Genomic DNA, 23,665 nt, shown 5'->3' with positions numbered 1-23,665 from the left:
CCGGCCTTGAATGGCGCAGATACCGCATTCGTATTGATCAGTGCCGCGCTCGTCATGTTGATGACGCCCGGCCTGGCCTTCTTCTACGGCGGCATGGTCCGGGTGAAAAGCGCCCTGAACATGCTCATCATGTCCTTCATCTCGCTCGGCATCGTCAGCCTGCTGTGGGTGCTCTACGGGTACTCACTGGCCTTCGGTGACGACATCGGTGGAGGACTGCTCGGCAACTTCGACCACATCGGTCTGAAGGGCATCAACGCCGAGACGCTCACGGGCGGCAACGAGGGAATCCCCGTTTACGCCTTCGCCCTGTTCCAGCTGATGTTCGCCGTACTGACCCCGGCGCTCATGAGCGGCGCCCTCGCCGACCGCGTCAAATTCACCGCCTGGGCCCTGTTCATCGCCCTGTGGGTCACCGTCGTGTACTTCCCGGTCGCGCACTGGGTGTGGCAGGCCGACGGCTGGCTCTTCAAGCTGGAAGTGATCGACTTCGCCGGTGGTACGGCGGTCCATATCAACGCCGGTATCGGAGCGCTCGCCGCGGTCCTTGTCGTCGGCAAGCGCATCGGGTTCAAGAAGGACCCGATGAGGCCGCACAGCCTGCCGCTGGTGGTCCTCGGCGCCGCGCTGCTGTGGTTCGGCTGGTTCGGCTTCAACGCCGGCTCCGCCCTCGCCGCCAACGGCACGGCCGCCATGATGGCCTTCAACACGCAGATCGCCACCGGCGCCGCCATGCTCGGCTGGCTCATCTACGAGCGCATCAGGCACGGCGCGTTCACCACGCTCGGCGCGGCCTCAGGAGCCGTCGCCGGTCTCGTGGCGATCACCCCGTCCGGGGCGCACGTCAACCCGTTCGGCGCGCTGCTCATCGGCGTCGTCGCCGGAGCGGCCTGCTCGTGGGCCGTCAGCCTCAAGTACAAGCTGGGTTACGACGACTCGCTCGACGTGGTCGGCGTCCACCTCGTCGGCGGCGTCATCGGCACCCTGCTCGTGGGTGTCCTCGCCATCGACGGCGTCGGCGGTGCCTCGCAGCTCGGCAAGCAGGCGATCGGTGCCTTCTCGGTGATGGGCTACTCGTTCGTCGCCTCCTGGATCCTCGCCAAGATCGTCGATGTCACCATTGGCTTCCGGGCCTCCGAGGACGACGAGACCAGCGGTGTGGACATGGCATTCCACGCGGAATCCGCCTATGACTTCAGCGCGGTGGGAGGCTCGCCCTCGGGCCGAAGCAGTGCGGCCGGTACGGACAAGGACCTCGGCGCCGCGGCGCGGAACAAGAAGGTGGACGTATGAAGCTCATCACCGCAGTCGTCAAGCCACACCGACTGGACGAGATCAAGGAGGCCCTCCAGGCCTTCGGCGTCCACGGGCTGACGGTCACGGAAGCCAGTGGTTACGGCCGGCAGCGCGGTCACACCGAGGTCTACCGGGGCGCGGAGTACACCGTCGACCTGGTACCGAAGATCCGCATCGAGGTGCTGGTCGAGGACGGTGACGCCGAGCAGCTCATCGAGGTGGTCGTCAAGGCCGCCAGGACAGGCAAGATCGGCGACGGCAAGGTGTGGAGCGTGCCGGTGGACACGGCGGTCCGGGTACGTACCGGGGAACGCGGTCCGGACGCACTCTGACACCGGATCCGGTCCGATGCCGGCGCGTGCTCGGTGAGCGGGCACGCTCCGGCGCCGGGCGCACTCCGTCGAGGAGTGCGCCCGGCGCCTCCGGCGTTCCGGGGACGGAGCGTGGGGGCGGCGCCCAACTCGTGACAACGTCGCGCGAGTTGTGAACCGAGCGCGCTCGGAGATACGGACGCGCGCAGCGAAACCGGGCGTCCCGCACGCGGGACGCCCGCCGAAAGACGGGACCTGCCGGGTGACCACCCCTGACGAGACGACCGGACAACCCGACCCCGGACCCAGCGGCTACGCGGCGGCGCGGCTCCGCCTTCTCCACGAGAAGACGCCGTCCGGGCCGCAGCGCCGCGCCGCCCTGGCACGGCTCACGGACGACTGGCTGCACGCCCTGTTCACCGCCGCCGCCCGCGCCGTCGGCGTCCAGGGAGCGTCCCTCGTCGCTGTCGGCGGCTACGGACGGGGCGAACTGTCCCCCCGCAGCGACCTCGACCTTCTCCTCCTGCACGACGGCAGCTCCGACGCCGCGGCCATCGCCGCCCTCGCGGACCGCGTCTGGTACCCCGTGTGGGACCTGGGGCTCGCCCTCGACCACTCCGTGCGTACGACGGCCGAGGCCCGCAAGACCGCCGGCCAGGACCTCAAGGTGCAGCTCGGGCTCCTTGACGCGCGTCATATCGTCGGCGACCCGGCACCGACCGCCGCCCTGCGCACAGCCGTACTCGCCGACTGGCGCAACCAGGCCCCCAAGCGCCTCCCCGAACTCGACGAACTCTGCCGCGAACGCGCCGAGCGTCAGGGCGAGTTGCAGTTCCTTCTCGAACCCGACATCAAGGAGGCACGGGGCGGGCTCAGGGACGCCACGGCGCTGCGCGCCGTCGCCGCGTCCTGGCTCGCCGACGCCCCCCGGGAGGGCCTCGCCGAGGCCCGCCGCGCGCTCCTCGACGTACGCGACGCCCTGCACCTCACGACGGGCCGGGCCACCGACCGGCTCGCGCTCCAGGAGCAGGACGGGGTCGCCGCGGAGCTGGGCACCGGCGACGCCGACGAACTCCTGCGGAGGGTCTACGAGGCCGCCCGCACCGTGTCGTACGCCTCGGACGTCACCTGGCGCGAGGTCAACCGCGTCCTGCGCTCTCGCGCCGGCCGCCCCCGGCTCCGATCCCTCCTCGGCGGCAGCAGGCCCGCCCCGGAGCGCACGCCGCTCGCGGAGGGGGTCGTGGAGCAGGACGGCGAGGCCGTGCTCGCCAGGACGGCGCGTGTGGAGCACGACGCCGTACTGCCGCTGCGCGCCGCTGCAGCCGCCGCCCAGTCCGGGCTGCCGATCTCGCCCTACGTGGTCCGTCGGCTCGCCGCCGCACGGCCGCTGCCCGCCCCGTGGCCGGCGGCGGCGCGCGAGGAGTTCGTCACGTTGCTCGGGGCGGGGGAGCCGACCGTCCCGGTCTGGGAGGCGTTCGAGGCCGAGGGGCTCATCACCCGCCTCATCCCCGAGTGGGAGCGCGTCCGCTGCCGTCCCCAGCGCAACGCCGTCCACACCTGGACCGTGGACCGCCATCTCGTTGAGACCGCGGTCGAGGCCTCCGCGCTGACCCGGCGGGTGAGCCGCCCCGACCTGCTCCTGGTCGCCGCCCTGCTGCACGACATCGGCAAGGGGCTGCCGGGCGATCACTCCGAGGCGGGCGAGCCCCTCGCGCGCACCGTCGCGCTGCGGATCGGCTTCGACCGCGCCGACGCGGACGTGGTCGCCACGCTCGTACGCCACCATCTGCTGCTCGTCGAGACGGCGACGCGGCGCGACCTGGACGACCCGGCCACCGTCAGCTCCGTCGCCGAGAAGGTCGACTCGCTGTCCACCCTCGAACTGCTCCACGCGCTCACCGAGGCCGACGCACTCGCGACGGGGCCCGCCGCCTGGTCCGCGTGGCGCGGATCGCTCGTCACGGACCTCGTCGGCCGCGTGGCCGCCGCTCTCGCCGGCAGGGCGCCCGTCGCACCGCGCCCCCTGGTGACCAGCGCGGAGCAGGAACGCCTCGCCGTCGAGGCGCTGCGCACCGGCGGCCCCGTCCTGTCCCTCCACGCCCAGCCGGAGCCTCCTCAGGAGGACGACGAACCGGCGCCGGTCGGCGTCGAACTGGTCATCGCGCTCCCCGACCGCCCCGGCGTCCTGCCGGCCGCGGCCGGTGTCCTCGCACTGCACCGTCTCACCGTGCGGGCGGCCGACCTGCGCATCGTCGAACCGCCCACGGCGCTCGGTGACGCCTCCGACGTCCTGCTGCTGACCTGGCGGGTCGCGGCGGCGTACGGCTCCCTGCCCCAGGCGACGCGGCTGCGCGCCGACCTCGTGCGCGCCCTGGACGGTTCGCTCGACATCCGGGCCCGGCTGGCGGAGCGCGAGTCCGCCTATCCCCGGCGGCGCGGCAGCCAGGCTCCACCGCCCCGTGTGACGGTGGTGCCGGACAGTTCGGAGCTCGCCACCGTCATCGAAGTGCGCGCGCAGGACGCCCCGGGGCTGCTGCACCGGATCGGGCGGGCGCTGGAGGAGGCGGCGGTACGGGTCCGCAGCGCGCACGTGTCCACGCTGGGCGCGAACGCGGTGGACACCGTCTACGTCACGCGCGCGGACGGGACCGTCCTGACGGACGGGGAGGCGACGACGGCCGCGAAGATGGTGGAGGAGGCCCTCCGCAGCTGACGTGGGGGCCAGGGAGCGGCGCGGGACGGGGCTGCCGGATGTCGTCGTACGGGGCGGCGCGAGGCCGCGGCGGAGGGCCCCGTACGGGCCTTCACAACGGGCAGGGCCCGCCATACCTGCCCGGCCGGATACCCTGGAGAGCAATCCACACTTCCCCCGACCCCTGAGGACCTACGAGCGCCGTGTTCGATACCCTCTCCGATCGCCTCTCAGCGACTTTCAAATCCCTCCGCGGCAAGGGGCGGCTGTCCGAGGCGGACATCGACGCCACCGCACGCGAGATCCGCATCGCGCTGCTCGAAGCGGACGTCGCGCTCCCCGTGGTCCGTGACTTCACCGCGAAGGTCAAGGAGCGGTCGCGCGGCGAAGAGGTCTCGCGGGCGCTCAACCCCAGCCAGCAGATCATCAAGATCGTCAACGAGGAGCTCGTAGGCATCCTCGGCGGCGAGACGCGGCGCCTGCGCTTCGCCAAGCAGCCGCCGACGGTGATCATGCTCGCGGGCCTCCAGGGTGCGGGCAAGACGACCCTCGCGGGCAAGCTGGGCCTCTGGCTCAAGGGCCAGGGCCACTCGCCGCTGCTGGTCGCCTGCGACCTCCAGCGCCCCAACGCCGTCAACCAGCTCGCCGTCGTCGCCGAACGCGCGGGCGTCGCGGTGTACGCCCCCGAGCCCGGCAACGGCGTCGGTGACCCGGTCAAGGTCGCCGAGGACTCGATCAAGTACGCGAAGGACAGGGTCCACGACGTCGTCATCGTCGACACCGCCGGCCGTCTCGGCATCGACGAGGAGCTGATGCGGCAGGCCGCGGACATCCGCGACGCCGTCAGCCCCGACGAGGTCCTGTTCGTCGTCGACGCCATGATCGGCCAGGACGCGGTCAACACCGCTGAGGCCTTCCGCGACGGCGTCGGCTTCGACGGCGTCGTGCTGTCCAAGCTCGACGGCGACGCCCGTGGCGGTGCCGCGCTCTCCATCTCGCACGTCACCGGCAAGCAGATCATGTTCGCCTCCAACGGCGAGAAGCTGGACGAGTTCGACGCGTTCCACCCGGACCGCATGGCGTCCCGCATCCTCGACATGGGCGACATGCTCAGCCTCATCGAGAAGGCCGAGCAGACCTTCAGCCAGGCCGAGGCCGAGAAGATGGCCCAGAAGCTGGCGAAGGGGCCCAAGGAGTTCACGCTCGACGACTTCCTGGCGCAGATGGAACAGGTCCGCAAGATGGGCTCCATCTCGAAGCTGCTCGGAATGCTGCCCGGCATGGGGCAGATGAAGGACCAGATCAGCAGCATCGACGAGCGGGACGTCGACCGTACGGCCGCGATCATCAAGTCCATGACGCCGGGCGAACGGCACGAGCCGACCATCATCAACGGCTCACGCCGGGCGCGTATCGCCAAGGGTTCCGGCGTCGAGGTCAGCGCCGTGAAGAACCTGGTGGAGCGGTTCTTCGAGGCCCGCAAGATGATGTCGAAGATGGCGCAGGGCGGCGGGATGCCGGGAATGCCGGGCGCTCCGGGTTCGGGCGGTGGGCCCGGCCGGCAGAAGAAGCAGCAGAAGCAGGCCAAGGGCAAGCGGCGCTCCGGCAACCCGATGAAGCGCAAGGCCGAGGAGCAGGCCGCCGCGGCGCGGCGCGAGGAGTCGGCCCAGGCGGGTGGCGCGTTCGGCCTGCCGGCGGAGGCGGACAAGAACTTCGAACTGCCCGACGAGTTCAAGAAGTTCATGGGCTGAGGCCCGGCTTCGGGAGGGGGAGGCGGCGGCGCCGAGCCGCCGCCCGCACCTCATTGTCGGCCCGCCGCGACGGCGCCGTGTCTAGTGCGGCTCCGCCCCGTGGCCGGACGGCGCGCCGAGCAGCGTCGCCCCCGTCGTGAGGGCGCCCGCGTCCAGGCCGAGGGCCGCCGCGGCCGTCGCACCGACGTCCGCCAACGTCGCGGCGTCCGGGAGGAGTTCGATTCCCGCGGCGTCCGGGCGGTGGATCAGGACGGGGACGTACTCGCGCGAGTGATACGCGTGGCCGATCGTCGGGTCGTTGCCGTGGTCGGCCGTGACGATCAGCCGGTCGCCGGGGCCGTTGAGCAGCCCCGTCAGCTCGGCGAGCCCCGCGTCTACCTGCTCCAGGACGCTCCCGTAGCGCCCCGTGTCCTGCTGGTGGCCCGCGAGATCTGTCTCCTGGACGTTCGCGACCACGAGGCCGCCCTCACCGCCCCGTACCGCCGCCAGCGTGTGTTCCAGCACCTCCCCGGTCGCGACGGCGGGGCGCCGTACGGCGGCCTCGCACGCCAGGATGTCGGCTGCCTTGCCGACGAGAGTGACCGGGAGGCCGGCGTGGGCGGCGATGTCGGGCAGTTGTCGGGTGTGGTCGAGGTCAACGCCCAGATGCCGCACCTGTAGCCCGCCGTTGCGGTAGAAACCGGTGGCCGGGGTGTCCAGCCCGACGGTGCCGCCGTCACCGTCTCGTACGTACGTGGCGAGCGGCCCGTCCGCGTGGCCCCCGACGGCGATGACGCGGGCGACCGGGGCGACCGCCCGCACCGTACGGGCGATGGCGAGGATGCCGTCGAAGGACAGCTCGTCCAGACGGCCGGAGGCGTTCCAGTTGATGCCGGGGTCGGCCTCCAGGTTGTCGTGGACCAGTACGGCACCGTCGACGAGCAGCAACGGCTGTTCCCTCAGAGGCTCGACAAGGTGTCCCGCGGCCTTCAGCGCGCCGCTCACCTCGTCGAGATGCCCGGCCAGCGTGGCCACCGTGACCCGGCTGAAGTCCGCTCCCATCATGGTCTGGTGTCCGGCGAAGGTGTCGGCGCCGGGGTAACCGAGAGCGGCCCGCCCCGCCGCGACGGGGCGGCCGGTCCGGCGGGCAAGGTCCGGGTGCGGATGGATGAGGCCGAGTCCCAGCTCCCCGAGCGCGGGCAGCCGGAGCGGCCGGCCCAGCGCCGTTCGGCAGTGGTCGAGGACATGCCCGCAGGTGTCGGCGGAGAGATCGCCGGGCCGCAGCGTCCCCGCGTCCGGCATCGCGCCGACACCGAACCCGTCGATGACGACGATCACGGTCGTACTCATGGCTCCTGGCTCCTTACCGGGCCCGGCCCTGGGCGTCGTAGAGACCGGTCAACCGGGGTTCTCCGGTGGAGAGCCCGGCGACGACCGCGACGGTCGAGCGGGTGACGAAGATCTGGGTGCGGAAGGCGAGTACGGCGGTGTCCCCGATCTCAACGTCCCCGGCGTGGCTGGGGCGTTGGAGCAGCCGGTAGTAGTCGATGTTCTCCGCAGGCGCGTCCTGTACGGGCAGACGCAGCCCGGTGCGCGGCAGCAGGGCGTCGTGGATGCGAGCGCGCGGGTAGAAGCCGCCGCCGTGGATCGCGGGCCGTCCGTCGGCGAGGGTGTGAGCGACCTCGCTGACGTACACGTAGGCGGGGCGCTCGGGCTGCTGGTGGTCGACCGCGTGCAGCGGAGTCGTCCCGGTGAGGGCGTGCCCCGGTTCTCCGTGGGTCGCACCCAGCTCGGCGAGGAGGGGCAGTGTTGCCATGGACGTGGCGCTCGGAGCGCTGAGCTTCAGGCCCTCGTGCCCGCGCGCGGCCAGCAACTCGCGCGCCGTGATCGCGAGTTGGAAGTTCTGGGTCGGGCTCGGCGCGCCGGTCACCGGATCGCACAGCACACAGGGGAACGCGGTCACGCCCGCGATTTTGATGCCCGGGAGAGCCTCGGCCGCCGCAGCGAAGTCGTCGAGTCCGGCGAGCGGCACGCCGCCCTCCTGCCCCGGATAGACCTTGTCGGTGCCTTCCAGGCGTACAAGAACGTCCTGGACGAAGCCGAGCTGCCGGGCGGCGTCCGAGACGGCGCGGGCGTTGGCCACGTCGAACACGGTCACCGCCTCCGGCCGCCGGCCGAGCATCTCCGGCAGCAGACGGGGCGGGATCTGTACGAGATGGCCCAGATTGCCGGCCCGTGCCCCCGCGTCGTGCAGCAGCCGCGCCTCGTACGGATCGATCGCCGCGAACCGGGGGATGTGCCGGGCGATCGCGCCGATCAGCGCCGGATTGCGGCCGATCTGCTTGACCACGAACCAGAGCGACAGGCCGAGCCGTTCGGCCTCACCGGCCAGTAGCGCGGCGTTCGCCTCCACGGTGTCGGCGTCGATCACGTAGGTGTCCGGCGGTACGGCGCCGGAGCGGTGCAGGGAGACCGCCACGTCGACGAGCTCGGGGTTGCGGGCCAGGACGGCGTCCAGGAACACGGTCAGTCCTTCAGGTCGTGCAGCGAACGGCGGAGGATCTCGATCACCAGATCGGCGCCTGCCCGCATGGGGTTGATCCGCACCGTCCGGTCGGCGAGCTCCGGAGCGTCGTCGAGGGACGAGCTGGACAGCCGGTAGAAGAGCGGGGTGATCTCGTAGCGGGAGTTGGAGCCTACGGGGTACGGCGCGGCGCCGTGGCGCGCCGCCGCGGCGGGCAGTTCGCGTGCGACGGGGCGGTCCAGGCGCACGAGCAGACAGCGGTCCTGCGCGTTGGCGATCCGTACCTCCGCCACGCCGGGCACCTCACCGGCGGCGAGCCGGTCGGCGATCTCGGCGCCGACCTGCGACTGGACGGCCCACATGACGGGGACGTGGGTGAGGGCGCGCAGCGCGTCGAGCGCCTGGTGGCCCTGCACCTGGCCGCCGCCCGAATAGTTGTCGGCGCGTACGCGCTCCACGAGGTCGGCCGCCCCGACGACCGCGCCGACCCCCTCGGGTCCGTGCAGTTTGAAGAGCGAGAAGCAGGAGGCGTCGGCGCCCAGCTCCACGCCTGCCAACGGGGCTCGCATGACCGCGTAGTTGTCGTCCACGATCGTGCGCACCCCCGCGGCGCGGCAGGCCACGAGGACGTCCCCCGCGTCGTACGAGTCGGCGAGCCGCTGCCGGCTGTGCTGGACGTACGCCCAGCCGAACTCACCCGAGTCCAGCGCCCGGCGCAGCGCCGCGCCGTCGTTGAAGTCCGCCTCGACGGTGCGGACTCCGAGCCCGCGCAGTGTCACCGCGGTCGTGCGGTAGACCGGCGCACGGTGGATCAGCAGCGGGTCACCGGGGCCGACGGCGCCTTGCAGCGCGGCGCGAATGGCCCCCGTGCCCGCACCCTGCACCAGCGCGGCATCCTCGGCGCCGAAAAAGTCGGCCAGCACCGCCTCGACCCGCGCGGTGGTACGGGGCCGGCCCAGGTCCGGCACCACGCCCGCGTCCGCCTCGAAGAGCTGCTGGCCCTCGAAACGCGCGGCGGTGCACTCCAGCAGCTGGAACTGCATGCGGACCGCGTCGGCCAGCGGGATCGTCGCCAGGGGGAAGGTCCGCGGCAGTTGTACGGACATCTCAGTTCTCCTTCGTGTCCGCACCGGTCAGGAACCGGAGCGGATTGCGCCGTGTCATCAGATCGATCAGGTCCTCGCTCACACCGGCGGCGCGCACGCGGGGCAGGAAGGACCGGAAGAGATGCCCGTATCCCTGACCGCCCTCCGAGCGCAGATAGGCGTGCCGGGAGATGTCGCAGCTGAGCAGGACACGGTCGGCGTGGCCGGCCTCCAGCAGCGCCAGCAGGAGGCGCAGCCGCACGGTGTCGCTCTGGTAGCTCTCCTTGCCGACCGTGTCGAAGGCGACGTACGCCCCGCTCGCCGCCAGCTCACGGTGCACCGACGGGGCGTCGAGCAGGTCCTGGTGCCCGAGCGAGATCCTGTGCGGGGCGAGCCCCGCACCCGTGAGCAGCTCCAGCTGGGCGAGACCGCCGCGGCCGAGCTGCGCGTGTGTGGCGACGGACAGGCCCGTGGCGACCGCGGCTTGTGCCGAAGCCAGCAGCGCGCGGGTCTCCGGCTCGGTCGGTGAGTCCCCGTGGCTGCCGATCTCGCCGAGTACGCCGGGGCGGATACCGGTGTCCCCGAAGCCGTCGTCGATCTCCCGTACGAGGGTCGCGGTCAGCTCCCCGACGCTCGCCCCGTCGAGCTCCGCCGGGTGGAACGGCTCGTAGTACCAGCCCGTGGCGGCCACCACCGGCACCCCCGACGCCGTGGAGATCCGGGCCAGGGCACCCGGATCACGCCCCATGCCGCGGCACGTCAGCTCGACGACCAGGCCGAGGCCGTACTCCTTGCGCAGGGCGGCCAGTTCCGTGACGACGGCGGCCCCGTGCCGGTCCGCTTCGAGAACAGCCGCGCCCTCCCCGGCGCGGTCGAGATCGAGCACCAGGTGTTCGTGGGCGAGTACGGGGCCGTGTACGGCGGAGCCGGGCAAGGGACCGGTGACGGTGCGCAGCCGGCCCGGCCGTACGACGCCGGTGTGGGGGTGCTGCATGGTGCGGGGCCTTCCTGTGTCGTGCGTGTCCGCCGCGGCGAGTCCAGGGCGGTGCCCACCTATCCCTTGATCGGCGTGAACAGATCCAGCCAGTAGAGGATGTTCAGCAGCACGCCGCCGACGATGACCGCGGCGGGCGCCGCCGCCATCCGCACCACGGGGCGGCCCATCGACTCGTTGAGCAGGTACAGCCCGCCCACGATGAGGATGCCGAGGCCCCCTCCCATGACGTTGGCGGCCATCAGCGAACCGAAGAGGATCGCGAGCCCCAGTGCGTCGCCGATCGCGCTGCGCAGGTGCTCGGAGGAGTCGCGCACGCTCGGCAGCTTCCCGAGGACCCTGCCGATGGCCGAGAGTGCCAGCACCTCGATCGCGAAGACCGCCGCGCCGACGACGGCGGCGAGGAACGGGTTCGGCATCAGGTAGCCGATGGGGTAGACGAAGGTGAAGCCCGCGATGCCGTACGCGCCGGAGGCGAGTGCGGTCGTCGCGATCAGCGGTACGAAGCCGAACGCCCGGTAGAAGTCCACCTGGGCGGCCTCCGAGTAGTCGCCCTTGGCGATCAGGAAGCTCGTCGCCTCGCCACCGCCGAACACATGCGCCTGGGCCAGCACACAGACGCCCGCCCCGAGCAGCATGAACAGCGGCAGGTAGCGGCGCAGCCGCAAGGCGCTCGCGCTGAAGAGCGAGGCCATCGGATCGTCCGCGTCGTCCGCCGCCCCGTCCTTGCCCCTGTCCTTCCCCGTGTTCCTCTCCGTGTTCCTCTCCGCCTTCTCGTCCGGGAGCGACTCGCCCGCCGCCACCGCCTTCGCGGCTTCCGCCCGCTCCAACTTCCGCTGCGTCAGGTCCTTGTTGATCGCGAAGCCGATGAGCGTCAGGACGCCGACGGCCATGGCGATGGAGCCGGGGAAGACGTCGGGCCAGACCTTCATCGTCATCACGACGAGCGCCAGCTCCACGACCGCGGCTATCCCGCCCCGTAGCCGCCCGAACTGCTTGGTGATGGCGAGCACCGGAAAGAGCGTGAACAGGAACAGGATCGGCGTCGACATCTGCTGGAGCGCGGTCAGGAAGTCGACGGGCAGGTCGTGCGCGAGGCTGTTGGCCCCGTTGAGGCCGAACACGACCACGGCGCCCCACGCGCCGCCGAGCAACGGCGCGATCCACTTCTTGGGCGACAGGATGCCCAGGATGTCGGTGGGCAGGAAGACCAGCCACGGGTTGAGCACGCCGGTGGACAGCGCCATCGGGGCGCCGAGGCCGAAGATGAAGCCGGCGGAGAGACCGAAGGACACGGCGGTGGTGGCGTTGCGCGTCGAGCGCCCCTGTATGAAGTCGAGCATGAAGGGCCGCACACCGTCGTTGAAGACGGCCAGTGCCATATGGGAGATGAACGCGGTCAGCGCACACAGCGCTATCACCGTCAGTTGCTGTGCCAGCGAGAAGTCGAGGTTCGTCGAACTCGCTGCGAGGACGCTGTTCACGGGATTTCACTCCTCAGTGCCCGGCGGGGGCCTTGCCCGGCGCGGGGTCTTACGAGGTCTGTCGAGCCCTTGCGGGTTCGTACGGGGCCGTCAGCCGCGCGCGGCGATGGCGCGGGCCATGAGCGGGGCGATCACGTCGATCTGGTCGATGGCGAAGCCGAAGACCTTCTTGCCTTCGGAAAGCAGAGCCTTCACCTCGTCCTCCGTGGGGACGGAGCGGCCGAAGGTGTGGCAGGTGGGCTTGCCGAGCAGTCCGACGAGTACGCCGAGGGAAGCGCCCGCGCCGGTGTGGCAGGTGCCGAGGTAGTAGTCGGCCTGGCCGCCGCGGAGCTTCATCGCGGCGTCCATGTCGTTGGAGGCCACGATCTCGATGCCGTCGAGGCCGAGCTTCTTGACGGTGTCCGTGACCTCGGCCTTGCCGACGCCGCCGGTGAGGATCTTCGTCATGGCTGGTTCCTTCTCATGTCTCGTGACGTGGGGGCGAGTTCTGGTCGAGCAGGGCGAGATGCAGTCCGAGGAAGTTGATCTCGGAGTCGGGAAGGGGCGCGCCGAGTTCCGAGGCCGCTCGTGCGGAGACGGCGCGCGCCCGTGCCACCGCGTCCGGATGTCCGGCGAGCTCCGCGGCGACCTCGGAGTCGGTGGGGAATTCCGCGATCGACTCGCCGTTGAGCAGCCTGGTAAGAGCCATCATGAGATGGCTGGTGAGTGTGCCGGCTGTCTCTTCTGTCACAGTGCGGCCCTCGGCGGCCAGGGCGTCCAGCTCGGCCGTCACGAACGCGGCGGCCTCGGGCCGGACTTGGCCGCCCTCACGGAAGAGCTGGATACGCAGAGCGAGCTGGTCGTCCATGGTGGTCCCTTCTCCTTCGATACGACAGTAACCAGGATTTTGGATTTTGAGCAGAGGCTCGACTTCCTCTTTTTCCTGGTGCGGTGCCGCCGGGTGGCCGCCCGCCCCGACGGGGCGGGCGGGGCGGTCAGTACGACGGGGCGCGCTCACCCCGCAGCACCTCGGCCTGGCAGTCGGTGATGACGGAAAGGTCGAGGGAGTCGCGGACGGCGCCGAGTGCCTTCGCCCCCTCGGTCCTGCCGATGATCGCGGCGCTGGAGTTGCGCAGCGACAGATCGCGGGTCACCTCGTCGCCCAGCGGCAGCACGTGCACGCCGGCGCCGAGCCTGTCCTGTACCTCGTCGAGGTTCCAGAGCGTCGCGTCGGCATGGTCGTGCGCGAACAGGTCGCGCAACTGCATGTACGACGCTTCGACCCACCGGATGTCCGAGCGCCCGGCGAAGACGCGCTCAGCGAGCATCCGCTGGTCCTCGGAGGCGTGGTCGACGGCCACGCGCAGTCCTGCAGTCTCCAGCTTCGCTCCGTGCCGCAGGAGCAGCCCGTGCGCCCCCACGTACGTCGCGGGTCCGAGGTCCGCGACCAGTTCGACGGGGCGCTCCTCGATCAGCCGGTCGGCGGCGAAGCGCGAGAGGACCACCAGGTCGACCTTGCCTTCGATCAGTGCGGTGGTACGGGCCCCGGCGCCGCGCATGAACGTGATCGCGAACGGCGCCCCGGCCTGCTCGAACGCCGCGCGCAGTCCGGTGGCCAGACCCTCGTAACGATGCGAGTACGGCAGCGGCATCGCCGCCAGGAGCGTGCCGAGCCCTGAGAGCCGCCAGAGGACCGAACGGTCGGAGTCGACGAGGAACGTGCCGAGGTGGCCGCGCGCGGTCGTCCGGATCGCCCCCGCCGACTCCAGAAGCTGGAGCGCGGCCTGGACGGTGCCGTTGCCGACGCCCAGCTCTTCGGCGAAGTCGCGGACACGGGGCAGGCGGGTGTCCGGCTCGTGGTTGAGCAGCAGGGCGGCGAGCTGCTGGGCGGCGAGGCCGTTGCGGGTCAGGAAGCGTTCGTCGAAGCCGGTCACAGAAAGGACAGTAACCAGGATTCTGGATACTGACAAGGGTGTCCCAAGGATGTCTTTTCGCCGGGTCTGGTCCGCCTTCTACGAGGCCGCGTCGCGGGACTGCTTGCACTGGGCCGGGACGGGGCTGGCTGGGCCTCGCCGCGCGCCGCCGCTGAACGCCACGCCGCCGCGGCGTTCGGCGACGGCGTCGCGTCGTGTTCAGGCCCGTGATGTCATTTGCCGCGTCGTACGGGTCAGGGCGTGCGCGCGATCAGGTAACGGAAGACGTTCGGCATCCACACGGTGCCGTCGCGCCGTACATGCGGGTGGAGCGCCTCCGTTATCTCCTTCTCCACCTGCGACTGATCCGTCGCCCGCACTGCCGCGTCGAACGCGCCCGTCGAGAGCAGTCCCCGCAGCGCGCTCTCCATCCCCGCGTAGCCGAACGGGCAGGACACGCGCCCCGAACCGTCCGGCTTCAGCCCCGCCCGCGCCGCCACGTTCTCCAGGTCGTCCCTGAGCGGCGGCCGGTAGCCGCCTCCCTTGCGCAGCCGCTCCGTCAGCCGCCCCGCGACCCGCAGGACGCCGGACGTCGCGCAGCGCTCCGGCGGGCCCCAGCCGGCGAGCACCACGGGGGTGCCGCGGCCCGCCATGGGCAGCGCCTCCGCCAGTGCGGGCGCGAGCCCGTCCGAACCGTCGCCGGCGACACCGATGGGCTGGAACGCCGTGATCACGTCGTAGACGGGGCGCTCCGCCTCCAGGACGGCGGTCGCGCCGCCCGTCAGCACTCGCGCGTGGCTCCGGCCGCCGTACGTCCTCGACGGGGCGGCCACGGACCTTCCGGGCGCCCTGCTCCCCCCGGACGCCGCAGGCGAGTTCGCGTACGGCGCCACGGGGTGCTCGTCGGGGACGAGCCGCTCGCGGGCCAGCGCGACGCGTTCCTGATCGGCGTCCACACCGGTGACGTCGGCGCCCCGGGCGGTGGCGATCAGCAGCGCCAGCCCGGAGCCGCAGCCGAGGCCCAGCAGCCGTGTACCGGGGCCGACTTCCAGACGCTCGTACACCGCCTCGTAGAGAGGCACCAGCATGCGTTCCTGGATCTCGGCCCAGTCGCGGGCGCGATCGCCCGCCTCCTTGGAAGGGTCTGTCGAGGCGGGATTCACCTGCTGCTGGTGTTGCTGGACGAGCGTACGAGTCATGGATAGCGCCCCAATCCGGCGAGAGGTCCTGGTGCCCTGATTGACAGCCCCCGTGTACGTGCGCGCCTTCGTCCCCCGTATGCCAGGGAACTCCGCATCTGTGCCCGCGTCCAGTGGTTCGCGGGCAATCCTTCTGTGCTCCGGTAGTGCGCCCCGGCGCACTGGACAATCGCTCTCACCGGACGTTGTCGGCCTACGCTGCGAGCCTGCTCCGAATCGCCCCTGGCCGCGCCCCGTGGGCGGCCACGGCGGGGCCACCGTGAGGGCGCACGGAGCCCGTACGGGCAAGGCGGAACCGCTCACGAGGGCTGTGGGCGGGTGTCCGTGGAGATTGAGCCGAAAGGGTGAGGTCGCCGCGGTGGAGTCGGCCAACTCCCCACCACCCGCGCCGGTATCGGACGAATCCGCTCGACCTTCCCCGACCGGGGCCGATGCCGCGGATCGGCGGCGCGCCCGTTAATGTCGTTCTTGTGGGCCCCCGCGCGGTTACGGAGGCCGGAGCGGCGAGGGCATCGGTGTGGCCGCCAGGACGGTGGCCCCGAAGTGTGTCTCGATCGGGTGTACGTATTTCTTGTACCCGTACAGACGTAGCCCGTACTACGTACCGCCTTGTGGCGAGAAGCGAGCCTTCTCCGCAGATCTACGCACCCGCCCTCGTCAGGACGCATCAATGGCAACTGACGGGTACGTGCAAAATATTTGGGATGCCCCGGAATGGAACCCGGGAGGGTCCCGGCTCGTTGTTCACGACGTGAGCACGACACCACCTGTTCTCGCCGCAGAGCTGGCGCAGGCGTGGGCCGAGATTCAGCGGTACCACGCCGAGCTGCCGGATCTTGCCGCGCCAGAGTCCCTGATCGGAGAATCGTCGTCCGCCTGCGGCGCCGAGCTCTCCTTCGAGCGACTGCTTCACGAGGCAGTCCATGGCATCGCCGCCGCCCGGGGTGTCCGCGACACCTCCCGAGCGGGGCGCTACCACAACCGCCGATTCCTCGCGATCGCCGAGGAGTTGGGCCTGGACCATTCCGAGGAGCCGCATCCCAGCAGCGGTTTCTCGCTGGTATCGCTCAACCCCGAGGCGAGACGGCGCTATCGGCCCACCATCGAACGGCTCCAGCGCGCCCTCGCGGCGCACACGGTCGCGACGACGTCCGACACCGAGCGCAGTTTCCGCGGCCCCGCCGCGCGGCACGGCTCCTCGGGCGGAGGTGTGCGTGTGAAGGCCGTCTGCGACTGCGGGCGCAACGTGCGCGTGGTCCCGTCGGTCCTCGCGCAGGCCCCGATCGTCTGCGGCGGCTGCGGCAAGCCGTTCCGCATTCCGGAAGTGGTCGCCGCTGCGAGCTGAGTACCTCCGTCGCCTGCCCGGCGCGGAAGCCGGCCGTCGGCCGCCCGCCGGCACCGGAGCCGCCCCGTTCAGGAGCGGGCCGCTCCGGGCGGGGCGCGGCGCGCCTGAGGTGTGTGGCACAATGACCAGCTGTACTCGACAGTCGCACAGGACCCCTCTCTCCTCCGGCTGACGCGTCCATCGGGCACACGAGTACCGCAACCCCACGCGGCATGTCGATGTGCCCAACCACGTCAAGATCCAGGAGAGACCACTTCCGTGGCAGTCAAGATCAAGCTGAAGCGTCTGGGCAAGATCCGTTCGCCTCACTACCGCATCATCGTCGCCGACTCCCGCACCCGCCGTGACGGCCGGGCCATCGAGGAGATCGGCCTGTACCACCCGGTGCAGAACCCGTCGCGTATCGAGGTCGACTCGGACCGCGCGCGTTACTGGCTGTCCGTCGGCGCCCAGCCGACCGAGCCGGTCCTCGCGATCCTGAAGCTCACGGGCGACTGGCAGGCGCACAAGGGCCTGCCCGCGCCGGCGCCGCTGCTCCAGCCGGAGCCGAAGGCCGACAAGCGTGCCCTCTTCGAGGCCCTCGCCACGGACGGCGACGAGCCCAAGGGTGATGCCATCACCCCCAAGGCGAAGAAGGCCGACAAGAAGGCGGACGACGCCGACGCCGCTTCGGCGCCCGCCGCTGAGCCGACCGAGGCCTGAGCATGCTCGAGGAGGCTCTCGAGCACCTCGTGAAGGGCATCGTCGACAACCCGGACGATGTGCAGGTCGCCTCGCGCACCCTGCGCCGTGGCCGTGTGCTCGAGGTACGGGTCCATCCCGACGACCTCGGTAAGGTGATCGGCCGCAACGGCCGCACCGCACGCGCCCTGCGCACCGTCGTGGGCGCGATCGGCGGCCGTGGTATCCGTGTCGACCTCGTCGACGTGGATCAGGTCCGCTGACAGAGTTGTGAACCGGCACGGGCCGGGGAGGGCCAAGGCCCTCCCCGGTCTTTGTCGTCTTCGTGGCGCCGCAGAAGCCGCAGCAGTCGTAGAAGTCGTAGAAACAGGGGCGTGTGCAAGTGCAGTTGGTAGTCGCGCGGGTCGGCCGTGCCCACGGCATCAAGGGCGAGGTCACCGTCGAGGTACGTACGGACGAGCCCGAACTGCGGCTGGGCCCCGGAGCCGTACTGGCCACCGAACCGGCCTCCGCGGGCCCCCTGACGATCGAGACCGGGCGGGTGCACAGCGGCAGGCTGCTGCTGCGCTTCGCCGGAGTGAGCGACCGTACGGGCGCGGAGGCCCTGCGCAACACCCTGCTCATCGCCGAGGTGGACCCGCAGGACATGCCGGAGGACCCGGACGAGTACTACGACCACCAGCTCATGGACCTGGACGTCGTCCTCGCGGACGGCACCGGGATCGGCCGGATCACGGAGATCACGCATCTCCCGTCGCAGGACCTGTTCATCGTGGAGCGGCCCGACGGCACCGAAGTCATGATCCCCTTCGTCGAGGAGATCGTGACCGAGATCGATCTGGAAGAGCAGAAGGCCGTGATCGACCCCCCGCCGGGCCTCATCGACAACAACGCGGTCGTCGCCGGCGCCACCGACGGCGAGGCCGAGGGCAGCGCCGACAGTGATGGCGACGGTGCCGTCGCCGGTGGCCCCGGCGGTGCGGCCAAGGGCGACCCGTCATGACGCACGCCCCCATCCTCCGGGCGGACGTGATCACCATCTTCCCGGAGTATCTCGAACCGCTGAACGTCTCCCTCGTCGGCAAGGCACGCGCGCGTGGCCGCCTCGACGTCCATGTCCACGACCTCCGCGCCTGGACGTACGACCGGCACAACACGGTCGACGACACCCCGTACGGCGGCGGCCCCGGCATGGTCATGAAGACCGACCCCTGGGGCGACGCCCTCGACGAGACGATCGCGGAGGGCTACGAGGCGGGCGCGCACCGCCCCGTGCTGGTCGTTCCCACGCCCAGCGGCCGACCCTTCACCCAGGAACTCGCGGTCGAGCTCTCCGAGCGGCCCTGGCTGCTCTTCGCGCCGGCCAGGTACGAGGGCATCGACCGCCGCGTCGTCGACGAGTACGCGACGCGGATGCCGGTGTACGAGGTGTCCATCGGCGACTACGTCCTGGCGGGCGGCGAGGCGGCCGTACTCGTCATCATGGAGGCCGTCGCACGGCTCCTGCCCGGCGTCCTGGGCAACGCGGAGTCCCATCGGGACGACTCGTTCGCTCCCGGAGCGATGGCCGACCTGCTGGAGGGCCCGGTCTACACGAAGCCTCCGGAGTGGCGCGGGCGAGCCATTCCGGACATTCTGCTCAGTGGTCACCACAGCAGGATCGCGCGATGGCGGCGGGACGAGGCTCTCCGTCGTACGGCCCTCAACAGGCCCGACCTGATCGAGCGTTGTGACGCCGCGGCCTTCGACAAGAAGGACCGCGAGATGCTCTCCATCATGGGCTGGGCACCGGAGCCGTGTGGCCGATTTTGGCGCAGGCCCGACGCCGTGGAAGAATGAGCCGCTGCCGTACGTCCGGTGCGCGCCCCTGCCACAGGGGGAACGACGCCCACCCGACGCGAACGGCGCTCCGAACTTTCCTTTCGACATTCCGTTGATGACCTGTGGCATCAGCGAGGAAGCAGACCATCATGGCTCACCTGCTCGACACCGTCGACGCGGCGTCGCTCCGCAGCGACCTCCCCGCCTTCCGCCCCGGCGACACCGTGAACGTCCACGTACGTGTCATCGAGGGCAACCGCTCGCGTATCCAGCAGTTCAAGGGTGTCGTCATCCGCCGGCAGGGCTCGGGCGTCCGTGAGACCTTCACGGTCCGCAAGGTCTCCTTCTCCGTGGGCGTCGAGCGCACCTTCCCGGTGCACAGCCCGATCTTCGAGAAGATCGAGCTCGTGAGCCGTGGTGACGTACGTCGCGCCAAGCTCTACTACCTCCGTGAGCTGCGCGGCAAGGCTGCGAAGATCAAGGAGAAGCGCGACAACTGAGCCGAGGCTCGAACTCGCGCACGGTTCCACAGGACGGCCGGATAAGCTCTGGGCCCGATGGACACCGAACCACAGCACATCGAGCGCGGCCCTTCTTCCACACCCGCCACAGGGGAGGAAGAGGGGTCGCGCTCCGTGCGTGTGCCGGGGCTCCGGGGATTTCTGCGGGCCCTGTCGTGGCGCCGGGCCGCGGTGCTTGGCGTACTGGGTACCGCCTCCTTGCTGCTGTTCAGCGCCTTCGTCGTGCAGCCCTTCCTGATCCCCAGCGGCTCCATGGAGCCGGGTCTCCAGGTCGGAGACAGGGTGCTTGTCAACAAGTTGGCGTACCGTTTCGGTACCGAGCCGCGGCGCGGTGATGTGGTTGTCTTCGACGGCACCGGGTCGTTCGTCCAGGAGCCGGCGCGGGAGAACCCCGTCACGGGGCTGGCGCACGGGGCGGCCTCGGCCCTCGGTCTCGCCGAGCCCGCGGAGACCGATTTCGTCAAGCGCGTGATCGGCGTGGGGGGCGACCGGGTGGTCTGCTGCGACGAGGGGGGCAAGGTCGAGGTGAACGGAGGGGCGATCGACGAGCGGTACCTGTACTTCGGCGACGCGCCGTCCAGCGCGCCCTTCGACATCGTCGTACCTTCCGGCACCCTGTGGGTGATGGGCGACCACCGCAGCAACTCCCGCGACTCACGTGACCACTTGGGCGAGCCCGGTGGCGGTGCGGTGCCCGTCGACAAGGTCATCGGGCGGGTGGACTGGATCGGCTGGCCGGCGGGCCGCTGGGACTCGCTCGACGGCACCGACGCCTTCAGGGACGTACGAGGCCCGGACGGCGCCCATGGGTAACCGAGGACGGCCCGGGGGCCACCGGTCCGACACCCGGCTGCCGACAGGCACCAGACCCACCACAGGACGCGCCCTGCCGGGGCGCGCGGAGCGGCGCAGGCTCGCCCGCAAGGTGAAACGGCGCCGTCGCCGCTCCGCGATGACGGAGATCCCGCTCCTGATCACCGTGGCGCTGCTGATCGCGCTCGTTCTGAAGACCTTCCTCGTCCAGGCCTTCGTGATCCCCTCCGGCTCCATGGAGCAGACGATCCGGATCGACGACCGGGTGCTGGTGGACAAGCTGACGCCCTGGTTCGGCTCCCGCCCCCAGCGCGGCGACGTCGTCGTGTTCAAGGACCCCGGCGGCTGGCTCCAGGAGGAGACCACGCCGCCTCCGGACGACCCGGTCGTCATCAAGCAGGTCAAGCAGGCCCTGACCTTCATCGGACTGCTGCCGTCCGCCGACGAGCAGGACCTGATCAAGCGCGTCGTCGCCGTGGGCGGCGACACCGTGAAGTGCTGCGACCAGGACGGGCGCGTCGTCGTCAACGGCGTACCGCTGACGGAGCCGTATCTGAATCCCGGCAACCCGCCGTCGAAGCTCGACTTCGAGGTGAAGGTGCCGACAGGGCGGATCTTCGTGATGGGCGACCACCGGTCGAACTCGGCCGACTCGCGCTTCCACCTCGACGAGGAGTTCCGGGGCACCGTCTCCGAGGACGGGGTCGTCGGACGGGCCGTCGTCATCGCCTGGCCGCTGGGCCACTGGCGGCGGCTGGAGGAGCCGGACACGTACGCCTCCGTACCGGACCCGCGCGCCGCACCGACCATGGCGCTCGGCCCGTCGAATAGTGTGTCCTCTCAGGATCCGAACGGAATGATCCTGCTCCCGACCCCTGCGGAACTCCCGCTCGTTATGGGAGTAGTGGGCCTGCTCCGTCTCCGGAGCGGGCAGTTGCACGGAGTGAGGAGTGGATGTGGGGGATTTGGCCGTCGGCGCACGATCCGGACACGGTGAGCCCGAGGACAGGCCCGAGCAGCTTGCCGAGCCTTCCGTCGGCCCTGCCGGTTCCGCCGCGGAGACCCCATCCGCAGGCGTGTCCGCAGAAGAGGACCAGGTGGGGGAGCGGCCGGACGGCGATCCCGGCGATCCCGGCGATGACGGGGCCACGCGCGTGACGAAGCAGCGCTCGTTCTGGAAGGAACTGCCCCTGCTGATCGGTATCGCGCTGCTGCTCGCGCTGCTGATCAAGACCTTCCTGGTGCAGGCGTTCTCGATCCCCTCCGACTCGATGCAGAACACACTGCAGCGTGGTGACCGTGTGCTCGTGGACAAACTCACGCCGTGGTTCGGCGCGGAGCCCGAGCGCGGCGAGGTCGTGGTCTTCCACGACCCGGGCGGCTGGCTCGACAGCACGCAGGCCCCCGAGCCGAACGTGGCGCAGAAATTCCTCAGCTTCATCGGCCTCATGCCCTCGTCCGAGGAGAAGGACCTCATCAAGAGGGTCATCGCGGTCGGCGGTGACACGGTGGAGTGCAACAAGGGCGGCAGCGTCCAGGTCAACGGGAAGGCGCTCGACGAGAAGTCGTACATCTTCCCTGGAAACACGGCCTGTGACGACGAGCCGTTCGGGCCGATCAAGGTGCCCGAGGGCCGGATCTGGGTGATGGGCGACCACCGGCAGAATTCGCTCGACTCCCGCTACCACCAGGAGCTGCCCGGTCACGGCACCGTCTCCACCGACGAGGTCGTCGGCCGCGCGATCGTCATCGCCTGGCCGCTCGACCGGCTGTCGACGCTGCCCGTGCCCGACACCTTCGACCAGTCGGGCCTCAGCGCGGCGTCGGCGGTGGCGACGGGGGCTCCGGCCGTGCTCGGTGTCGCCGGTGCCGTACCGCTGGTGTTCTGGCGCAGGCGCAGGCTGACCGGCGGCCGTACCGCCGGGTAGGGTGCCGTCCCAGATCGCCGATCCGGCGGTGGTGATTCTCCGGGACGGGGGACGGCTGGGATGAGCGGAACAGGACGTACGAACGGCGGCCACGGCCGCCTCGGCACTCTGCTGTCGGGGCTGGCCGTGGCCGTCGGCTGTGTGCTCTTCCTCGGCGGATTCGTCTGGGGAGCGGTGGAGTACCAGCCGTACACCGTGCCGACGGACTCGATGGACCCCACGGTGAAGGCCGGCGACCGTGTTCTCGCGCAGCGGATATCCGGTGACGACGTGCGACGGGGCGATGTCGTGGTCTTCAAGGACGCGCAGTGGGGCGACATGCCGATGGTGAAGCGGGTCGTTGGCGTCGGGGGTGACAAGGTCGCCTGCTGCGACGCCGAGGGGCGCCTGACCGTCAACGGGAAATCGATCGCCGAACCGTACGTCCAGAAGATGCCGGGCGGGCTCGCGTCCACCACCGGCTTCGGCGCGACGGTGCCGAAGGGGCAGCTTTTCCTCCTCGGTGACGAACGCAGCGGATCGCTGGACTCACGGGTGCATCTCCAGGAGCAGGGACAGGGGTCGGTGCCGAGGTCGACGGTGACGGCGCGGATCGACGCCGTGGCGTGGCCGCTGGGCGACCTGATCGAGCGCCCGGACGGTTTCGCGGCGCTGCCCGGCGGGGTGTCGAAGCCCGGGCCGGTGACGCTGGTGGTGGGCTCGGCGGTCGTCGGGGCGCTGCTGATCCTGGGCGGGGCGGCCTACGGGCCGGTCGTGCGGCGGCTGGGCAGGCCGCGGCGTACGGGGCCGACCGGGCGGACCGACGGAGAGGTGTCGACCGGTGTCCGGTGACGGGCTGCGGAAGGTCTCACGGGTCGTGCTGCTCGACCCGGACGACCGCATTCTGCTGATGCGCGGGTACGAGCCGGGCGACCCGGCGGACGACTGGTGGTTCACGCCCGGCGGCGGCCTGGAGGGCGACGAGACGCGGCAGGAGGCCGCGCTGCGCGAGCTGGCCGAGGAGACAGGCATCACAGAGGTCGAGCTCGGACCGGTTCTCTGGCGGCGTACCTGCTCTTTCCCGTTCGACGGGCGGCGCTGGGACCAGGACGAGTGGTACTTCCTGGCACGTACGGCGCAGACCGAGACAAGCGTCGAGGGGCTGACGGAGCTGGAGCGGCGCAGTGTCGCGGAGCTGAGGTGGTGGACCTCCGCCGAACTGTCGACGGCGCGTGAGACGGTGTATCCGACCAGGCTCGCCGGGCTGCTGCGCACGCTGCTCGACGAGGGTCCTCCGGGTGCACCGGTGGTTCTCGCCTCTGAAACCGTCTAGGGGCGCGTGGGGCCGGAGCACAATAGGGGGACGTACG

The 23,665-nt window shown here is 70.9% G+C and carries 24 protein-coding genes; 15 read left to right on the top strand and 9 right to left on the bottom strand.

Translation table 11 applies throughout. The features are described from left to right. Nucleotides 1-6 precede the first annotated feature (6 nt). The 4 genes from IEY79_RS00570 (at nt 7) to ffh (ending at nt 6,050) form a co-directional block, all read left to right on the top strand. A complete protein-coding gene (locus IEY79_RS00570; protein WP_189105225.1) occupies nt 7-1,293 on the top strand; it encodes an ammonium transporter in 1,287 nt (428 codons plus the stop codon). Beyond that, entirely contained in the window at nt 1,290-1,628 is a 339-nt protein-coding gene (locus IEY79_RS00565) for a P-II family nitrogen regulator (protein WP_189105224.1), read from the top strand. Before IEY79_RS00570 ends, IEY79_RS00565 begins: the two co-directional genes overlap by 4 nt. Before the next feature lie 241 nt (nt 1,629-1,869). Then, entirely contained in the window at nt 1,870-4,320 is a 2,451-nt protein-coding gene (locus IEY79_RS00560) for a [protein-PII] uridylyltransferase (protein WP_189105223.1), read from the top strand. Between the two features lie 182 nt (nt 4,321-4,502). Next, nucleotides 4,503-6,050 (top strand): signal recognition particle protein, encoded by a 1,548-nt coding sequence (gene ffh, locus IEY79_RS00555; protein ID WP_189105222.1) that lies wholly within the window; start codon nt 4,503-4,505, stop codon nt 6,048-6,050. Between the two features lie 81 nt (nt 6,051-6,131). Here ffh and IEY79_RS00550 read toward each other — a convergent pair whose 3' ends face one another. The 9 genes from IEY79_RS00550 to IEY79_RS00510 all read right to left on the bottom strand — a co-directional run bounded on the left by IEY79_RS00550 (nt 6,132) and on the right by IEY79_RS00510 (nt 15,207). After that, nucleotides 6,132-7,379 (bottom strand): phosphopentomutase, encoded by a 1,248-nt coding sequence (locus IEY79_RS00550; protein WP_189105221.1) that lies wholly within the window; start codon nt 7,377-7,379, stop codon nt 6,132-6,134. 13 nt (nt 7,380-7,392) lie between these two features. Next, the gene (locus IEY79_RS00545; RefSeq protein ID WP_189105220.1) at nt 7,393-8,553 is read right to left on the bottom strand and encodes an alanine racemase; all 1,161 of its coding nucleotides are present in this window, start codon (nt 8,551-8,553) and stop codon (nt 7,393-7,395) included. Between the two features lie 2 nt (nt 8,554-8,555). Beyond that, a complete protein-coding gene (locus tag IEY79_RS00540; protein ID WP_189105219.1) occupies nt 8,556-9,659 on the bottom strand; it encodes an aminotransferase class V-fold PLP-dependent enzyme in 1,104 nt (367 codons plus the stop codon). Nucleotide 9,660: 1 nt separating this feature from the next. Then, nucleotides 9,661-10,632, bottom strand: a complete 972-nt coding sequence (locus IEY79_RS00535; RefSeq protein ID WP_189105218.1) for a phosphotriesterase family protein — start codon at nt 10,630-10,632, stop codon at nt 9,661-9,663. Nucleotides 10,633-10,691: 59 nt separating this feature from the next. Beyond that, on the bottom strand, nt 10,692-12,116 hold the full coding sequence (locus IEY79_RS00530) for a YhfT family protein (RefSeq protein ID WP_189105217.1): 1,425 nt from the start codon (nt 12,114-12,116) through the stop codon (nt 10,692-10,694). A gap of 90 nt (nt 12,117-12,206) precedes the next feature. Continuing rightward, nucleotides 12,207-12,563 (bottom strand): DUF2620 domain-containing protein, encoded by a 357-nt coding sequence (locus tag IEY79_RS00525; RefSeq protein WP_189105216.1) that lies wholly within the window; start codon nt 12,561-12,563, stop codon nt 12,207-12,209. A 13-nt stretch (nt 12,564-12,576) separates the two neighbouring features. After that, nucleotides 12,577-12,963: a PRD domain-containing protein gene (locus IEY79_RS00520; RefSeq protein ID WP_189105215.1), complete on the bottom strand. Its 387-nt coding sequence runs from the start codon at nt 12,961-12,963 to the stop codon at nt 12,577-12,579. A 127-nt stretch (nt 12,964-13,090) separates the two neighbouring features. After that, nucleotides 13,091-14,029: a GntR family transcriptional regulator YhfZ gene (gene yhfZ, locus IEY79_RS00515; RefSeq protein WP_189105214.1), complete on the bottom strand. Its 939-nt coding sequence runs from the start codon at nt 14,027-14,029 to the stop codon at nt 13,091-13,093. 233 nt (nt 14,030-14,262) lie between these two features. Further along, nucleotides 14,263-15,207 carry a methyltransferase domain-containing protein gene (locus tag IEY79_RS00510; protein ID WP_189105213.1) on the bottom strand — a complete coding sequence of 315 codons (945 nt, stop codon included), beginning with the start codon at nt 15,205-15,207 and terminating at the stop codon, nt 14,263-14,265. 751 nt (nt 15,208-15,958) lie between these two features. On the opposite strand from IEY79_RS00510, the gene IEY79_RS00505 reads away from it, so the two are divergent. From IEY79_RS00505 to IEY79_RS00455, 11 genes are all read left to right on the top strand, one after another. Next, nucleotides 15,959-16,552 (top strand): hypothetical protein, encoded by a 594-nt coding sequence (locus IEY79_RS00505; protein ID WP_189105598.1) that lies wholly within the window; start codon nt 15,959-15,961, stop codon nt 16,550-16,552. A 258-nt stretch (nt 16,553-16,810) separates the two neighbouring features. Then, nucleotides 16,811-17,254 (top strand): 30S ribosomal protein S16, encoded by a 444-nt coding sequence (gene rpsP, locus IEY79_RS00500; RefSeq protein ID WP_189105212.1) that lies wholly within the window; start codon nt 16,811-16,813, stop codon nt 17,252-17,254. Between the two features lie 2 nt (nt 17,255-17,256). Next, nucleotides 17,257-17,496 (top strand): RNA-binding protein, encoded by a 240-nt coding sequence (locus tag IEY79_RS00495; protein ID WP_003980229.1) that lies wholly within the window; start codon nt 17,257-17,259, stop codon nt 17,494-17,496. 119 nt (nt 17,497-17,615) lie between these two features. Then, nucleotides 17,616-18,236, top strand: coding sequence for a ribosome maturation factor RimM (gene rimM, locus IEY79_RS00490; protein WP_189105211.1), 621 nt, complete (start codon nt 17,616-17,618; stop codon nt 18,234-18,236). After that, on the top strand, nt 18,233-19,072 hold the full coding sequence (trmD, locus tag IEY79_RS00485; protein ID WP_189105210.1) for a tRNA (guanosine(37)-N1)-methyltransferase TrmD: 840 nt from the start codon (nt 18,233-18,235) through the stop codon (nt 19,070-19,072). Before rimM ends, trmD begins: the two co-directional genes overlap by 4 nt. A gap of 131 nt (nt 19,073-19,203) precedes the next feature. Next, nucleotides 19,204-19,554 carry a 50S ribosomal protein L19 gene (gene rplS / locus IEY79_RS00480; RefSeq protein WP_023538359.1) on the top strand — a complete coding sequence of 117 codons (351 nt, stop codon included), beginning with the start codon at nt 19,204-19,206 and terminating at the stop codon, nt 19,552-19,554. 57 nt (nt 19,555-19,611) lie between these two features. Further along, nucleotides 19,612-20,388: a signal peptidase I gene (gene lepB, locus IEY79_RS00475; RefSeq protein WP_189105209.1), complete on the top strand. Its 777-nt coding sequence runs from the start codon at nt 19,612-19,614 to the stop codon at nt 20,386-20,388. Further along, the gene (lepB, locus tag IEY79_RS00470; RefSeq protein WP_189105208.1) at nt 20,381-21,385 is read left to right on the top strand and encodes a signal peptidase I; all 1,005 of its coding nucleotides are present in this window, start codon (nt 20,381-20,383) and stop codon (nt 21,383-21,385) included. The genes lepB (IEY79_RS00475) and lepB (IEY79_RS00470) overlap by 8 nt, the downstream gene beginning before the upstream one ends. Beyond that, nucleotides 21,354-22,316 (top strand): signal peptidase I, encoded by a 963-nt coding sequence (lepB, locus tag IEY79_RS00465; RefSeq protein ID WP_189105597.1) that lies wholly within the window; start codon nt 21,354-21,356, stop codon nt 22,314-22,316. The genes lepB (IEY79_RS00470) and lepB (IEY79_RS00465) overlap by 32 nt, the downstream gene beginning before the upstream one ends. Nucleotides 22,317-22,376: 60 nt before the next feature. Then, a complete protein-coding gene (gene lepB / locus IEY79_RS00460; RefSeq protein WP_189105207.1) occupies nt 22,377-23,147 on the top strand; it encodes a signal peptidase I in 771 nt (256 codons plus the stop codon). Continuing rightward, nucleotides 23,137-23,628, top strand: a complete 492-nt coding sequence (locus IEY79_RS00455; RefSeq protein ID WP_189105206.1) for an NUDIX hydrolase — start codon at nt 23,137-23,139, stop codon at nt 23,626-23,628. Before lepB (IEY79_RS00460) ends, IEY79_RS00455 begins: the two co-directional genes overlap by 11 nt. Nucleotides 23,629-23,665 lie beyond the last annotated feature (37 nt).

Origin of the sequence: Streptomyces camponoticapitis (assembly GCF_014646115.1) — a bacterium.
In the GTDB taxonomy this organism is placed as follows: Bacteria; Actinomycetota; Actinomycetes; order Streptomycetales; family Streptomycetaceae; genus Streptomyces; species Streptomyces camponoticapitis.
This window is presented reverse-complemented; position numbering and strand designations above follow the sequence as displayed.